Here is a 15,038-nt window from a genome sequence, read left to right on the forward strand (position 1 = left end):
CGGCGGCACCGCCGTCGCCGGGCCGCTCCCGGGGGGAGTCGACCGAGGCGGGCAGCAGGCCCGCGCACGCGGACGGGACGGAGCACGGGACGTGACCTCGCTGGGCACCGGGCGGCAGACGCTGGGCGGCCGCTACGAGCTGGTGGAGCCGATCGCCAGCGGCGGCATGGGCCAGGTGTGGCGCGGCCGCGACGTGCTGCTCGAGCGGCCGGTTGCGGTCAAGGTGCTGCGCAGCGAGTACGCCGACGACCCGGTGTTCCTCGAGCGGTTCCGCTGCGAGGCCCGGCACGCCGCCGCGCTGAGCCACCCGAACATCGCCGCGGTCCTCGACTACGGGGAGACGAGCGACGCCGACACCGGCGAGTCCCTCGCCTACCTGGTCATGGAGCTGGTCGAGGGCGCGCCGCTGTCGGCGCTGCTGTCGGCCGACGGGCCGCTGGAGCCGGGCGCCGCCCTGTCGGTGCTCGAGCAGACGGCGGCCGGGCTCGCCGAGGCGCACCGCGCCGGCCTGGTGCACCGCGACGTCAAGCCGGCCAACATCCTCGTGCGCCCCGACGGCGGGGTGAAGCTCACCGACTTCGGCATCGCCTGGTCCGCCGAGAGCGTGCCGCTCACCGGCACCGGGCAGGTCATCGGCACCGCGCGCTACATGTCCCCGGAGCAGGCCGCCGGCGGGCGGGTCAGCCCGGCCAGCGACGTCTACGCCCTCGGCCTGGTCGGCTACGAGTCGCTCACCGGCCATGCGCCCTTCGACGGCACCAACCCGGTCACCGTGGCGCTCAAGCAGGTGCGCGAGCAGCCCGAGCCGCTGCCCGAGGACGTGCCGCCGGTCGTGCGCTCCCTCATCGACGCGGCCCTGGTCAAGGACCCGGCCGAGCGGCCGCCGGACGCCGACGCGTTCCTCACCGCGGTGCAGGAGACCATCGAGGGGACCGCCGGGGCGACCGCCGTGCGGACGGGGCCGCCGACCAGCCCGGTCCCCGGCCTCCGGCCGGTGGGCGACGGGGACGACGGGGGCGACGACACGGCGCAGGCATCCTCCCGGCGCTCCCGCGCCCTGCTGCTCGTCCCGGTGCTGGCGCTCGTGCTGGCCGGCCTGCTGGCCGTGGTGCTGTGGCCCAGCGGCTCCGGCGGGCAGGCCCCGGCGCAGGCCGCGGAGACGTCCGCGCCCTCCGGCGGGAGCGCCGCCGCGGCGTCGTCGGTGGTGCTGACCGCCGGCGAGCACGTGGGCCGGCCGGTCGAGGAGGTCGCCGCCGACCTCACCGCCCTCGGCCTCACCGTCGCCCGCGAGACCGAGGAGACGACGGCGGTCGAGCCGGGCACCGTCGCGGCGCTCGACCCCGTCGGCGTGCCGCTGCGGGCCGGCGACACGGTCACCCTGTCGGTCGCGGTCGCGCCGCCCGCCGCGTCCCCGGCCGGGCAGGCGCCCGCGGAGGAGACCGCCCCGGCCGGGGAGCAGGCGCCCGCGCCGTCGGACACCGCCGCTCCCGGCGACGCGTCGGGGCCCGCGCCGGCCGCTCCGTCGGGGACCACGCCGTCCGGTCCCGCCCCGTCGCAGCCGGCCGGGTCCGCGGCCCCGCTGCCGGGGGCCGGGGTGTCCGCGCCGGAGGACCCGGCGCCCGAGGGGTCCGGTGCCGCGCCGTCCGAGCCGGTGGAGACCGGGCCGGCGCCGTCGGACCCGGTGCCGTCGGACCCGGTGCCGTCGGAGCCGGTGCCGTCTGAGCCGGTGCCGTCGGACCCGGCGCCGTCGGACCCGGTCGGGCCGTCGCCGTCGGAGCCGGAGGCCCCCGCGCCGACGTCGCCGGGGTCGTCGGCGTCGTCGTCCGCGCCGTCGTCGGGCCCGTCCGGGCCGCCGTCGGCGGTCCCGTCCGCCCCGGACGCCGGTGCGGCCGGCTGACCGGCGCCGACTAGGGTCCTCCGCCATGCCGACCAGGTCGCCGGACGCGCCGGCAGGGACGATCGCGACGCTGGACCTGCCCACCCGGGCGGTGACCGCGCTGACCCGCGCCGGCATCACCGACGTCGCCGCGCTCGCCGGCCTCTCCCGACGCGAGCTCGCCGCCGTGCCGGGCCTCGGGCCGGGGCTGGTGAGCGCCATCCGCCGGGTCGTGCCCGAGCCGCCGGCGCAGTTGCCGCTCCCGACCGAGGACGACGGCGGCCCGGCCTCGCCGGAGATCCCGTCCTTCGCCTCGCTGCGCGACCCGCGCCGGCGCACCGCGTTCGACCTGCTGGTGCCCGAGACCCCGCCCGCGGCCGAGCCGACCACCGGGCGCGCCGAGGCGCCTGCCGCCGACGCCGCCGACCCCGGGGACGACGAGCCCGGGGACGACACGCCCGGGGACGACGACCCCGAGCCGGCGCCCGCGCCTGCGCCTCCGCCTCCGGCGGCGCCCCGCCCGGCCGAGTACGCCGACCTGCTCGCCTTCGGCGTCCGGGTGGCCCGCGCCGCCGTCGCGCTGCCCGCCCGGCTGGCCTTCTGGTCGGTGCGCACCCAGGCCGACTGCCTGCGCCGCCTGCTGGGCTGAACGAGGAGGAACCCGTGTCGCTGCAGCGCCGAGGGATCGCGCGCCGCCGCGCGGCCCTGGTGGGACTGGTCCTCGCGGTCGTCGTCCCCGTCACGACCGCCTGCGGCGGGGGCGACGGGGAGGGCGGCGGGAACGGCGTCGAGCAGACCGAGGACGAGGGTGGCTCGGGCGGCGGCTCCGGCGGCGGGGACGAGCCGGACGAGAACCAGCCGGACGAGAACGAGCCCGGCGAGGACGAGGGTGGCTCGGGCGGCGCCTCCGGTGGCGAGGACGAGCCCGACGAGGACGAGCCCGACGAGGACGAGCCCGACGAGGACGAGCCCGACGAGGACGAGCCCGACGAGGACGAGCCCGACGAGGGCTGAGCCCGCGGGAAACCGCGCGACACGCCGACGACGCGCGCGACACTCGTCACGCCCGGCGGGCGCGCGATTGTCACGGACCGATAACGACGTCTACCGTGGCGCCGTCCGACCGGTCGTCACGTCCCCGCCCGGGGAGTCCGGGCGGATGCCGCCGAGTCGCCCTCCGGGGCGAGCCGGGGACCCACCGCACCACTGGGGTGAATCCCGCGCGGCCGGACGCCGTCCGGTGCGCGGGTAGGGCTGCTTCCCGCCCGAACCCGTCAGCTGACCCGGTAGGCGGCCATCGGGAGAACGGAGAGCCGCCGGATGGCGCGCGCCCTCAGCACCACCGCACCACCCCCGCGCCGGCTCCGCCGCACCGGGGTGCGCCCCCGGATCTGACCGCCCCGGCCGTCCCCGACGCCGGTCCCGCGACCGCCCGGCCCGCCCGGACGCCGGTCGCCGGCCGACCGCGTCCCGCGGACCGCCGGAGCCGCCACGCACATCCGCCACGCCGTGCCCGTCACCGGGCCGCGTGGCCGCACCCCTGGAGCACAGCCCCGCATGGACGCCCCCACCGCCGAGATCCGCACGCCGGAGCCGGCCGCCCCCACCGCGGAGATCACCGTCCCCGCCGCGCCGCGCGCTGCCCGCCGCAGCGCCCGGACCGCCCGCACCGCCCGCCCGGCCGCCCGCCGCTCCGCCGTCCGCCGTCCCGGGCTGCTGCTCGGCGTCGCCGCCGCCGGCGCCCTGGCCGCCAACCTGCTGCTCACCCCCGACCCGGCGGCCGAGGCGCAGGCCGGCACGTCGGGGTCGGTCAGCGTGGCCGCGGCCCTGGGCCTGTCGGCCGCCACGGGGCCCGCCGCCGAGCCGGAGACCGTGCAGCCCCAGGACATCGAGGCGCTCGGCCAGGTCGCCGCCAGCCGCGGCAGCCGCGAGGCCGCCGAGACCGCCGCCCAGCAGGCGCAGGCCGGCGCCGACCAGGCCGTCCGCGACGCGCAGGCCGCCGAGGCCGCCCGCCTCGCCGCCGAGGCCGAGGCCGCGCGCGTGGCCGCCGAGGCGGCGGCCGCCGCCGAGGCCGCGGCCGCCGAGGCCGCCGCCGCGGCGGAGGCCGAGCAGGAGTCCACCGCCGCGTCGTCGTCCTCGTCGTCGTCGTCCTCGTCGTCGGCGTCCTCGTCCTCGTCCTCGTCGGGGACGACGGCCTCGCGCGTGGCCCGGATCAGCAACACCTCCGGCCCGGTGAAGCCGGTGGTGCAGGCTGCCGCCGACGCCGTGGTGAGCAACGTCCCCGGCGCCGCCTCGATCACCCTGGGCGGCACCCGGGCCAGCGCCGCGGATCCGGGCGGGCACCCGTCGGGCCTGGCCCTGGACTACATGGTCATGTCCGACGCCGCCCTCGGCGACGCGATCGTGCAGTACCACATCGACCACTGGGCCGAGCTCGGCGTCGACTACCTCATCTGGGAGCAGCGGATGCTGTCCTCACCGGGCGGGTCGTGGTCGCGCATGGAGGACCGCGGTGGCGTGACCGCCAACCACTACGACCACGTGCACGTCAACTACCAGGGCTGAGCCCCGGACCCGGTCCGCTCAGGCCGGCAGCCAGCGCACCGGGTCCTCGAGCACCGCGTCGAGGGCCCGGAGCGCCGCTCCCGTCGCGCCCGCGGCCGGCGCCGCGCTCCCGGAGTCGACCACCGGCCGCCGCCAGCGGGCCGACAGCACCCGGCGGGCCAGGTGGTCCTCGAGTTGCGGCCGCAGCAGGCCGGTGAGCTCGGCCAGGTGGCCGCCGAGGACGACGGTCGGGATGTCGAGCACGTTGACCACGCCGGCCAGCGCCACGCCGAGCGCCCACGCCGCGCCGTCGAGCGCCGCCCGCGCGGCCGGGTCGCCGGCCTCGGCACGGGTGCGCAGCTCGTCGGGGCCGGCGTCGGCGGGCACCCCGGCCGCGGCGAGCAGCGCCAGCCGGCCGGCGTAGCGCTCCAGGCAGCCGGTCGATCCGCACGGGCAGGCCGGGCCGTCCGGGTCGACGCAGACGTGGCCGATCTCGCCCGCCCAGCCCGAGCTGCCGGTCATCACCCGCCCGCCGAGCACCGCGGCGCCACCGATGCCGATCTGACCCGAGAGGTAGACGAAGTCGCGGTGCGGCCCGGGCCGTCCCGGCGCGTCCTCGGCGACGCTGCGCGCGGCCAGGTCGGCCTCGTTGCCGAGCGCGGGCGCCAGGTCCGCGGGCAGCGCGCCGGCCAGCACCTCCGCGGGGCACACCCGCGACCAGCCCAGGTTCGGCGCGCGCAGGAGCAGTCCGCGGCCGGCGTCGACCAGGCCCGGCAGCGCCAGCCCCGCCCCGACCACGCGGGTGCCCGCGGGCAGCGCGCCGAGCACGTCGGCCGCCAGCCCGCCGAGCAGTGTCAGCGCGGCGACCGGGTCGCTGTCGCGCAGGTCCTCCTCGCGCAGCCGCTCGGCGAGCACCCGGCCGCGCAGGTCGAGCACCCGCACGGCGACCAGCCCGGCGTCGACCTGCATGCCGAGGCCGGCGGGGCGCGCGCCGGGCGCCAGGGGGGTGGCGGGGCGGCCGCGGCGGGCGGCGGGCCCGCGCTCCACCTCGTCGAGCAGGCCCCCGGCGACGAGGTCGTCGACGAGGCGGGCCGCCGTCCCGCGGGTGGTCCCGAGGGCCGCGGCGACCCCGGCGCGGGACAGCTCGCCCGGGTCGGCGCAGACGGCGCGCAGGACCAGTGCGAGGTTGGTCGCGCGCAGGGTCGACTGCCGGGCACCGCTGGGGGTACGGCCGTCGGACACGGGTTGAGGCTAGCGGCCTCCGTCGTTTATGTTCTACGGCAGCACAAAAGCGGTGGCCCACGTCACCCGGACGAGCACCCCGTGCCCAGCGGAAGGAACCCCATGGCGAACCAGCCCACCCGCGAGGACAAGTTCAGCTTCGGTCTCTGGACCGTCGGCTGGAACGCCCGCGACCCGTTCGGCGAGGCCACCCGCCCGGCGATCGACCCGGTGGAGAGCGTCGAGAAGCTCGCCGAGCTCGGCGCCTACGGCGTCACCTTCCACGACGACGACCTGATCCCCTTCGGCACCGACGACGCCGAGCGCACGAAGATCATCGAGCGGTTCAAGCAGGCGCTGGCCGACACCGGCCTCGTCGTCCCGATGGCCACCACCAACCTGTTCACCCACCCGGTGTTCAAGGAGGGCGGCCTCACCGCCAACGACCGCGGCGTCCGCCGGTTCGCCCTGCGCAAGATCATGCGCAACATGGACCTGGCCGCCGAGCTCGGCGCGAAGACCTACGTCCTGTGGGGCGGCCGCGAGGGCGCCGAGGTCGACGGCGCCAAGGACCTCAAGGCGGCGCTGGACCGCTACCGCGAGAGCATCGACACCCTGGCGCAGTACTCCGAGGACCGCGGCTACGGCCTGCGCTTCGCCCTGGAGCCCAAGCCCAACGAGCCGCGCGGCGACATCTTCCTGCCCACCATCGGGCACGCCATCGCCTTCATCTCCACCCTGCAGCACGCCGACCTGGTGGGCGTGAACCCCGAGGTCGGGCACGAGCAGATGGCCGGCCTGAACTACACGCACGGCATCGCCCAGGCGCTGTGGCAGGGCAAGCTCTTCCACATCGACCTCAACGGCCAGCACGGCATCAAGTACGACCAGGACCTGGTCTTCGGCCACGGTGACGTGCTCAGCGCCTTCGCCACCGTCGACCTGCTCGAGCACGGCGGCCCGAACGGCGGCCCGGCCTACGACGGCCCCCGCCACTTCGACTACAAGCCGCTGCGCACCGAGGACCTCACGGGCGTGTGGGAGTCGGCCGCGGCCAACATGCGCACCTACCTGCTGCTCAAGGAGCGGGCCGCCGCGTTCCGCGCCGACCCGGAGGTGCAGGAGGCCCTCGCCGACGCCGCCGTGCCGGAGCTCGCGCAGCCGACCCTCGGCGACGGCGAGTCCTACGAGCAGCTGCTCGCCGACCGCTCGGCGTTCGAGGACTTCGACGCCGAGGCCGCCGGTGCGCGCCGCGGCGGCCAGGTCCGCCTCTCCCAGCTGGCGGTCGAGCACCTCCTCGGCGCCCGCTGATGGCACTGGTCGCGGGGGTCGACACCTCGACCCAGGCCTGCAAGGTCGTCGTCCGGGACGCGGAGTCCGGCACCCTCGTCCGCGAGGGCCGGGCGCCGCACCCCGAGGGCACCGAGGTGGCCCCCGCGGCCTGGGCGGCCGCGCTGGAGCAGGCGGTGGCGCAGGCCGGCGGTCTCGACGACGTCGCCGCGGTCGCCGTCGGCGGCCAGCAGCACGGCATGGTCTGCCTCGACGAGGACGGCTCGGTCGTGCGCGACGCCCTGCTTTGGAACGACACCCGCTCCGCCGGCGCGGCCGCCGACCTCACCCGGGAGCTCGGCGGCCCGCAGGCGTGGGCCGACGCGGTCGGCCTGGTGCCGGTGGCGTCGTTCACCGTCACCAAGCTGCGCTGGCTGGCCGAGCACGAGCCGGCCAACGCGGAGCGCACCGCCGCGGTCTGCCTGCCGCACGACTGGCTGACCTGGGTGCTGGCCGGGGAGCCGGGTCTCGACGCCCTGGTCACCGACCGCGGCGACGCCAGCGGCACCGGCTACTGGTCGGCGGCGACGGGGGAGTACCGCCCCGACCTGCTCGAGCGCGCCTTCGGCCGCACCCCGGCGCTGCCGCGGGTGCTGGGCCCGGCGGAGTCCGCCGGCACGTCCACCACGGGCGCCACGCTGGGCCCGGGCACCGGCGACAACGCCGCGGCGGCGCTGGGCCTGGCCGCCGAGCCCGGCGACGTCGTGCTGTCGGTGGGGACCTCCGGCGTGGTGTCGATCGTGTCGGAGGTCCCGGCCGCCGACGCCACCGGCGCGGTCGCCGGGTTCGCCGACGCCACCGGCCGCTACCTGCCGCTGGTGGCCACGCTCAACGCCGCCCGCGTCCTCGACGCCACCGCCCGGCTGCTCGGCGTCGGCCACGACGAGCTGTCCCGGCTCGCCCTGTCGGCCCCGGCCGGCGCCGGGGGGCTCACGCTCGTGCCCTACCTGGAGGGCGAGCGCACGCCCGACCGCCCGACGTCGACCGGCGCCCTGCACGGCCTGACGCTGGGCACCTCCACCCCCGCGCACCTCGCGCGCGCCGCGGTCGAGGGGCTGCTGTGCGGCCTGGCCGACGGCCTCGACGCCGTCCGCGCCACCGGGGCGGAGGTCCGGCGGGTGCTCCTGGTCGGCGGCGGCGCCCGGTCGGAGGCGGTGCGGGCGATCGCCCCGGCCGTCCTCGGCGTGCCGGTGCTCGTGCCGCCGCCCGGGGAGTACGTGGCCGACGGCGCCGCCCGCCAGGCCGCCTGGGTGCTGTCGGGCGCGGAGGCGCCGCCGGAGTGGGCGCGGCCGGGCACCGAAGTGCACGAGGCCGCCCCGACGCCGGAGGTGCGCGAGCGCTACGCCGAGGTGCGGGAGATGACCGCCGAGCGCCTGCGCGCCGGGTGAGCGGGGGGTTCCTCCCGGAGGGGCTGACGCCGTCGCTGCTGGTCCTGGTGCTGGTGGCGGCGCTGGCCGCCGGGTGGGTCGACGCCGTCGTGGGCGGCGGGGGCCTCATCCAGCTGCCGGCGCTGCTGCTGGTGCCGGGGCTGGCGCCGGTGCAGGCGCTGGCCACCAACAAACTCGCCTCCGTGTTCGGCACCACCACCAGCGCGGTCACCTACCAGCGCCGGGTGCACCCCGACCTGCGCACCGCGCTTCCCATGGCCGCGGTCGCGCTGGCCGGCTCGTTCGGCGGCGCGTCGGTGGCCGCGCTCCTGCCGGCGAGCGTGTTCAAGCCGGTGATCGTCGTCGCGCTGGTCGGGATCGCGCTGTTCACGGCGTTCCGGCCCGCGCTCGGCGAGGTGACGGCGCTGCGGCACACCGGCCGGCGGCACACCGGCACCGCACTGGGGATCGGCGCGGTCATCGGCTTCTACGACGGCGTGCTCGGCCCGGGCACCGGCTCGTTCCTCGTCTTCGCCCTGGTGTCGCTGCTGGGCTACGACTTCCTCAACGCCAGCGCCAAGGCCAAGATCGTCAACGTCGCCACCAACCTCGGCGCGCTGGCGTTCTTCGTGCCGCACGGCTCGGTGGTGTGGGGGCTGGGCCTGTCGCTCGCCGCGGCGAACGTGGTCGGCGGCTACCTCGGGTCGCGGACGGCCACCAGCCGCGGCACCGGCTTCATCCGCGCCGTCTTCCTCGTCGTGGTCACCGCGCTGATCGTGCGGCTGGGCTGGGACGTGTGGACCGAGAACGTGCGTGGCTGACCGTGCGGGGCCGGCCGGGCCCCCGCCGCGCGCCGGCGGGGGCCCGGCCGGTCTCAGGTCCCGCGCAGCTCGCGGCGCAGGATCTTGCCGGTGACCGTCTTGGGCAGCTCGTCGAGGAGCACGACGCTGCGCGGGTACTTGTAGGCGGCCATCCGCTCCCTGCAGTGCGCGATCAGCTCCTCGGGCGTCGCGCTCGCGCCCGGCTTGAGGCTGACGAACGCCTTGACCGTCTCCCCGCGCTTCTCGTCCGGCACACCGACGACGGCGGACTCGCGGACGGCGGGGTGCTCGGCCAGGACGTCCTCGACCTCGCGCGGCCACACCTTGTAGCCCGAGGCGTTGATCATGTCCTTCTTGCGGTCGACGATGAACACCCAGCCCTGCGGGTCCATGAAGCCGACGTCGCCGCTCCTGAGCGCCCCGCCGGGCAGGTTGGCCGCCGTCTCGTCGGGCTTGCCCCAGTAGCCGGCCACCACCTGCGGGCCGTCGGCCACGATCTCGCCGACCTCGCCGAGCGGCACGTCCTTGCCGTCGTCGTCCTGGATCCGCACGACCGTGTTCGGCGCCGGGACGCCCACCGACAGCGCGCCCGAGGTCGGGTCCACCGGCGAGGGGGACCCGAACGGCGTCACCGTCATCGGCGACGTCGTCTCCGTCAGGCCGTAGGCGTTGTGCACCTGCTTGCCGGTGGCCTGCAGGAACCCCTTCTCCGCGGTCGGGGAGATGGCCGCCCCGCCCGAGTAGATGGACGTGAACGACGCGAAGTGGTCCTTCGTGAACCCCGGCGCGTTGAGCAGCGCGCTGAATGCGGTGATCGCCCCGATGGTGAACGCCGGCCGGTGCTCGAGGAACGCGTCGAGCACGACCTGCGGCTCGAAGCGGTAGGCGAGCACCAGCGTCTGCGGCACGAGCATGCTCACCGCGATGTGCCCGATCAGGCCGGTGATGTGGAACAGCGGCGCGATCCCGAAGATCGACCCGTCCCGGCCGGCGTGGGTCCAGTCGCGGTAGACCTGCGCGGTGAAGCAGACGTTGCGGTGGGTGTTCATCGCGCCCTTGGGCACGCCCGTCGTCCCCGACGTGTAGGTCAGGAACGCGACGTCGTCGGGCCCGAGCGTGGCCGCCGGCGGTGTCTGCCCGCGGTGCTGCTCGACGAACTCCAGCAGGTCGGTGGTGCCCTCGTGCCGCTGCCGGGTGACCCCGGCGAACAGCCGCTCGTCGTCGCGGGTCTGCAGGTCCAGCCCGCTGGTGGTGAGCACCAGCCGGACGTCGGTGCCCGGGACGACGTCGCGGGCGACCTCGTCGTAGAGGGTGTCCAGGCACAGCAGCACCGTGGCCCCCGAGTCACCGAGCAGGTAGGTCAGCTCCCGCGCCCGGCTCATCGGGTTGATCGACACCATGACGCCGCCGGCCTTCCAGGTGGCCACCATGGCCATGACGAACTGCGGCACGTTCTGCAGGTAGACCGCCAGCCGGTCGCCGGGGGAGAACCCGTTGGCCAGCAGCCCCGCCGCCATCGCGTCGGTGGTCTCGTCGAGCTCGCGGCGGGTGACGGTGCCGTCGAAGTACTGCAGCGCGACGCCGTCGGGGTCGCGCTGCACGCCGGCGCGGAACATCGACAGCGCGTCGGCGAACTCGATGTCGTAGTCGGCCGGCTGGTCGCCGTAGAGCGACAGCCAGGGCCGGTCGTCGTAGTCGCTCATGACGGGCTCACTTGAGGACGACGGGGTTGACCGGCGAGCCGCTGCCCTTGTGCACCTTGAGCGGGGCGGCGACGTAGAGGCCGTCGTACTGCCCGTCCTCTGCGCAGTCGGCGGCCAGCGCCTCGAGGTCGGCGATCTCGGTGAGGGTGACGCCGAGGTTGCGCATCAGCGCGTTGTGCAGCACCAGCGCGACCCCGTTGTTGGGGTCGGTGGTCACCTCGTTGGCGATCGTGTCGGTGACCAGGTTCGGGATCTCCATGTCCTGGAACCACTGCACGAGCTCGGGGCTGTAGACCAGGCCCGGCTCGTTGAAGCCCTCGTAGAAGCCCTCGCCCTGCTCGAAGAACAGCTGCAGGAAGTTGGTGCGGATGACCAGGATGTCCCGCTTGCGGATCTCGGTGCCCTGCGCCTGCGCGCAGGCCAGCAGGTCCTCGTGGGTGAAGGTCTCGCCCTTGTCGAGGGTGGGCTTGCCGCGGAAGCGGGCCATGTCCAGCAGCACCGAGCGGCCGACGACGCCCCGCTGGGCGATCGGCTCGACGCTCGCCTTGTCCAGCCCGCCGACGGTGGTCCGCGCGTCGTAGCCGTTCCAGATCTTGCCGCCGTACCAGACGTGGCCGAGGCCGTCGTACTGCGTGGAGCCCTGCAGGAAGGCGTTGATCTTGTCGTCGGCGTAGTGCAGGCCGCCGGGGTACTGCGGCGCGTCGGGGGAGTCCCAGGTGGACTCGTCGAGGATCTGGGTGCGCTCGGCCGGCGTGCGCCCGGGCCAGACCGGGTCGCCCTTCGGGTCGCCGATGAGCCGCTGCAGCGTGAAGACCTTGCCCTGCCGGACCAGCCCGACGGCGGCCAGCACCTGCTCGGGGCCGAGGTAGTTCAGCGAGCCGACCTCGTCGTCGTCGCCCCACTTGCCCCAGTTGGTGGGCGAGTCGGCGAGGAGCTCCTCGAGCGAGGGGACGGTGGTCTCGGGCTCTGCGGTCACGGCTGGCCTCCATGGGCAGACGGGGGAACGGTTGCGGGGTGCACCCGACCCCGACCCTGCCGCGCTGTGGTCCCGGCCACAAGGCGGGTGCAACGATCCCTGCAACCGGATCCGCCGCCCAGCCGAGGAGCGCGTCATGACCAGCCCCGAGTCCGTCTTCACCTACGGCGCGCCGCAGCTCAAGTTCGGCAGCGGGGCGTCCGACGAGATCGGCTACGACCTCAGCCGCTACGGCGTGCGGCGGGTGCTCGTGGTCACCGACCCCGGGGTGGCGGCCACCGGGCTGCCGCAGCGGGTGGCCGACCAGATGGGCCGCTTCGGCATCGAGGCCCGGGTCTACGACGGCGTGCACGTCGAGCCCACCGACGTCAGCCTCACGCAGGCCATCGAGGACGCCCGCTCGTCGGGCCCCTGGGACGCGTTCGTGGCGGTCGGCGGCGGGTCGAGCATCGACACCGCCAAGGCGATCAACCTGCTCACCACCAACCCCGGCGAGCTCATGGACTACGTCAACGTGCCGGTGGGGAAGGGGCAGGCGCCGAGCGAGCCGCTGCGGCCGCTGGTCGCCGTCCCGACGACGACGGGGACCGGCTCGGAGAGCACCACGATCTGCGTCATGGACGTGATCGCCCAGCGGGTGAAGACCGGCATCAGCCACGCGCGGCTGCGGCCCACCCTCGCCGTCATCGACCCGGACCTGACGCTCACCCAGCCGGCCGGCGTCACCGCGGCGTCGGGGATGGACATCCTCTGCCACGCGCTGGAGAGCTACACCGCGCGCTGGTACACGACCTACGACCGCAAGGCGCCCGAGCAGCGGGTGCCCTACTGCGGGTCCAACCCGATCTCGGACATGTGGTCGGAGAAGGCGCTGTCGCTGCTGGCGGGCTCGTTCCGGCGCGCGGTGCGGCACGGCGACGACACGCAGGCCCGGGCGGACATGGCGATGGCGGCCACCTTCGCCGGCATGGGCTTCGGCAACGCCGGCGTGCACATCCCGCACGCCAACGCCTACCCGATCGCGGGCCAGGTGAAGGACTTCCACCCCAAGGACTACCCGTCCGACGAGCCGATGGTCCCGCACGGGATGTCGGTGGCCCTGACCGCGCCGGAGGCCTTCCGGTTCACCTTCGACGCCTCGCCCGAGCGGCACGTGCGGGCCGCGCAGCTGCTCGCCCCGAACGCCGGGCAGCCCGACGACCCGTCGGAGTTCCTGCCCACCGTGCTCACCGACCTCATGCGCGACATCGACATCCCCAACGGGGTGGGTGCCGTCGGCTTCGGCGAGGGCGACGTCGGCGACCTCGTCGAGGGCACGATGAAGCAGCAGCGCCTCCTGGCCACCTGCCCGAAGGAGGTCACCGAGGACGACGTCGCGGGGATCTTCCACCGCTCGATGTCGCTGTGGTGACCCGCTCCCGCTGACCGACCTCGCGCCGCGGTGCCCGACCTCGCGCCGCAGCGCGAGGTCGGGCACCGCACGGTGGGGCCGGGCGGGCTCAGCCGGCGGGGACGACGCTCTTCGTGACCTGCGCCGAGGCGACCAGGACGCCGTCGACCGTGGCCTCGGAGCGCAGGAACGCCACCGCCCGCCCGCGGCGCAGCACCGCGCCGGTGACCTCGACCCGCGCGTCCGCCGGCACCGGCCGCAGCAGCGAGGCGGTGAGGTCGTGGGTGACGGCGTGCTCGGCGTCGCCCAGGTGCGGCAGCAGCGCGAGGAACGCCGCGACGTCGAGGAAGGTGTAGACGACGCCGCCGTGCAGCAGCGCCGCCTGGTTCTGCGCGGCGGCGCCGACGGGGAACCAGATGCCGGCGGTCGGGTCGGCCGGGTCGCGCAGCCGCATGCCCAGGTGCCGGTGCAGCGGGATGTCGAGGACCGCCTGGACGCGGGCGGCCGTGACCTCCGGCGAGGTCCCCGGCGAGGTGCCCGGGGAGGTCACCGGCCGGCCAGCAGGTCGAGCGCGCGGCGGGTGAGCGCGGCCGTCGCCTCCGCGTCGTAGGAGGGCAGCGTCCGGTCGGCGAAGTAGTGCTGGTCGCCGGGGTAGAGGTACAGGTCCGCCCCGGCGCCCGTGGCCCGCGCCGCGGCGACCAGCTCGCGGGCGGCGTCGAGGTCGCCGTCGTCGACGAACAGCGGGTCGGCGTCCATGCCGTGCACCTGCAGCGGGACGCCGGCCGGCCACGGCCCGAACTCGCCCGGCGGGAGGCAGGAGTAGAGGAACAGCGCCCCGCGGGCGCCGGCCCGGGTCTGCGCCAGCTGCTGGGCCGGCAGGACGCCGAGCGACATCCCGGCGTAGACGACCTCGGCGGGGAGGTCCGCGACCGCGCGGGCGCCGCGGTCGGCCAGCTCGCCGGAGCCGATCTCCCGCGCGTGCGCGACGCCGTCGGTGACCGCCTCGAAGGTGCGGCCGGCGAACAGGTCGGGCGTGTGCACCGTGTGCCCGGCGGCCCGCAGGTCGTCGGCGAAGGCGGTGACGCCGGGCGTCAGCCCGAGCGCCGCGTGGAACAGGACGACCTCGGCCATGCGGGCATCATCCCGGGGCCCGGGACCGCCCGCCGCGCGGGCCGGGCGCCGTGCGGTCAGGCGCTGAGACGCTCCCGGCGCTCGAGGCGCACCCGGCGGCGCTCGCGCTCGGACAGGCCGCCCCAGATGCCGAAGCGCTCGTCGTTGGCGAGGGCGAACTCCAGGCACTCGGCGCGCACGGTGCAGCCGGTGCACACGCGCTTGGCCTCGCGGGTCGAGCCGCCCTTCTCCGGGAAGAAGGCCTCGGGGTCGGTCTCGGCGCACAGGGCGTCGAGACGCCAGGCGGCCGAGCCGCCCTCGGTGGGGTCGGCCCAGAAGGACAGCGGGGCCTGCTCGGCCGGGGCGTCCGCGGGGACGGTGTAGTCGTCGTACACGTCCTCGGCGTCGTAGGCGAAGTCGGCCTCGTCGTAGGCGAGGGCGGGGCCGTCGGCGACGAGGCTGAGGTGGGGGCGCGAGAAGGAGTACACGGGGAGCTCCTCGGGAGTCGGGGGTCTGGCGTCGCCCGGTGTGACGGACGGGTACGCCCTGGCTGCTGACAGTGACGTTACGGAGACCCGTCCCGTGATCGCACTGGCAGAAAACTGCGGAACGTCGGCGTCCGCTTGGCGTTACCTGCCCTCGACCTGACCATCCGGCGTGTCGCCGCCGCCCGGTCCCGCCGGTGCGGTACGTGCCCGGCG

At 76.2% G+C, this 15,038-nt stretch carries 14 protein-coding genes and 1 riboswitch; of the genes, 8 read left to right on the top strand and 6 right to left on the bottom strand.

Annotated features, from left to right (window positions below):
- The first annotated feature begins 91 nt into the window (after positions 1–91).
- The 4 genes from ACI79X_RS02955 to ACI79X_RS02970 all read left to right on the top strand — a co-directional run bounded on the left by ACI79X_RS02955 (position 92) and on the right by ACI79X_RS02970 (position 4,441).
- Positions 92–1,897 carry a protein kinase domain-containing protein gene (locus ACI79X_RS02955; RefSeq protein ID WP_457023915.1) on the top strand — a complete coding sequence of 602 codons (1,806 nt, stop codon included), beginning with the start codon at positions 92–94 and terminating at the stop codon, positions 1,895–1,897.
- A gap of 25 nt (positions 1,898–1,922) precedes the next feature.
- Positions 1,923–2,525: a DNA-directed RNA polymerase subunit alpha C-terminal domain-containing protein gene (locus ACI79X_RS02960; protein ID WP_457023916.1), complete on the top strand. Its 603-nt coding sequence runs from the start codon at positions 1,923–1,925 to the stop codon at positions 2,523–2,525.
- A gap of 14 nt (positions 2,526–2,539) precedes the next feature.
- Positions 2,540–2,890, top strand: a complete 351-nt coding sequence (locus tag ACI79X_RS02965; RefSeq protein WP_457023917.1) for a hypothetical protein — start codon at positions 2,540–2,542, stop codon at positions 2,888–2,890.
- Between the two features lie 139 nt (positions 2,891–3,029).
- A riboswitch (cyclic di-AMP (ydaO/yuaA leader) is annotated at positions 3,030–3,185 on the top strand.
- Positions 3,186–3,433: 248 nt separating this feature from the next.
- Positions 3,434–4,441 (top strand): hypothetical protein, encoded by a 1,008-nt coding sequence (locus ACI79X_RS02970; RefSeq protein ID WP_457023918.1) that lies wholly within the window; start codon positions 3,434–3,436, stop codon positions 4,439–4,441.
- A gap of 18 nt (positions 4,442–4,459) precedes the next feature.
- On the opposite strand, the gene ACI79X_RS02975 is transcribed toward ACI79X_RS02970, so the two are convergent.
- Positions 4,460–5,662 (bottom strand): ROK family transcriptional regulator, encoded by a 1,203-nt coding sequence (locus ACI79X_RS02975; protein ID WP_457023919.1) that lies wholly within the window; start codon positions 5,660–5,662, stop codon positions 4,460–4,462.
- A gap of 102 nt (positions 5,663–5,764) precedes the next feature.
- Between ACI79X_RS02975 and xylA the strand changes: the two genes are divergently transcribed.
- The 3 genes from xylA to ACI79X_RS02990 are packed head-to-tail and all read left to right on the top strand — an operon-like array spanning position 5,765 to position 9,158.
- The gene (gene xylA, locus ACI79X_RS02980) at positions 5,765–6,952 is read left to right on the top strand and encodes a xylose isomerase (RefSeq protein ID WP_457023920.1); all 1,188 of its coding nucleotides are present in this window, start codon (positions 5,765–5,767) and stop codon (positions 6,950–6,952) included.
- Complete coding sequence (gene xylB, locus ACI79X_RS02985) at positions 6,952–8,358, top strand: xylulokinase (protein ID WP_457023921.1); 1,407 nt, start codon at positions 6,952–6,954, stop codon at positions 8,356–8,358. The genes xylA and xylB overlap by 1 nt, the downstream gene beginning before the upstream one ends.
- Entirely contained in the window at positions 8,355–9,158 is an 804-nt protein-coding gene (locus ACI79X_RS02990; protein WP_457023922.1) for a sulfite exporter TauE/SafE family protein, read from the top strand. Before xylB ends, ACI79X_RS02990 begins: the two co-directional genes overlap by 4 nt.
- 53 nt (positions 9,159–9,211) lie before the next feature.
- Here the strand turns inward: ACI79X_RS02990 and ACI79X_RS02995 are convergent, their stop codons facing one another.
- Positions 9,212–10,861, bottom strand: coding sequence for an AMP-binding protein (locus tag ACI79X_RS02995; RefSeq protein ID WP_457023923.1), 1,650 nt, complete (start codon positions 10,859–10,861; stop codon positions 9,212–9,214).
- A gap of 7 nt (positions 10,862–10,868) precedes the next feature.
- Positions 10,869–11,837, bottom strand: a complete 969-nt coding sequence (locus tag ACI79X_RS03000; protein ID WP_457023924.1) for a cyclase family protein — start codon at positions 11,835–11,837, stop codon at positions 10,869–10,871.
- Between the two features lie 136 nt (positions 11,838–11,973).
- Here ACI79X_RS03000 and ACI79X_RS03005 point away from each other — a divergent pair, with 136 nt between their 5' ends.
- Positions 11,974–13,248, top strand: a complete 1,275-nt coding sequence (locus ACI79X_RS03005; protein ID WP_457023925.1) for a hydroxyacid-oxoacid transhydrogenase — start codon at positions 11,974–11,976, stop codon at positions 13,246–13,248.
- Between the two features lie 88 nt (positions 13,249–13,336).
- Here ACI79X_RS03005 and ACI79X_RS03010 read toward each other — a convergent pair whose 3' ends face one another.
- From ACI79X_RS03010 to ACI79X_RS03020, 3 genes are read right to left on the bottom strand one after another with little or no spacing between them, the layout of a single operon-like run.
- The gene (locus ACI79X_RS03010; RefSeq protein WP_457023926.1) at positions 13,337–13,777 is read right to left on the bottom strand and encodes a PaaI family thioesterase; all 441 of its coding nucleotides are present in this window, start codon (positions 13,775–13,777) and stop codon (positions 13,337–13,339) included.
- Entirely contained in the window at positions 13,774–14,358 is a 585-nt protein-coding gene (locus ACI79X_RS03015; protein WP_457023927.1) for a dienelactone hydrolase family protein, read from the bottom strand. The genes ACI79X_RS03010 and ACI79X_RS03015 overlap by 4 nt, the downstream gene beginning before the upstream one ends.
- Before the next feature lie 56 nt (positions 14,359–14,414).
- On the bottom strand, positions 14,415–14,825 hold the full coding sequence (locus ACI79X_RS03020; protein WP_457023928.1) for a WhiB family transcriptional regulator: 411 nt from the start codon (positions 14,823–14,825) through the stop codon (positions 14,415–14,417).
- Positions 14,826–15,038: the final 213 nt, after the last annotated feature.

The organism is Geodermatophilus sp. SYSU D01119 (genome assembly GCF_054049975.1).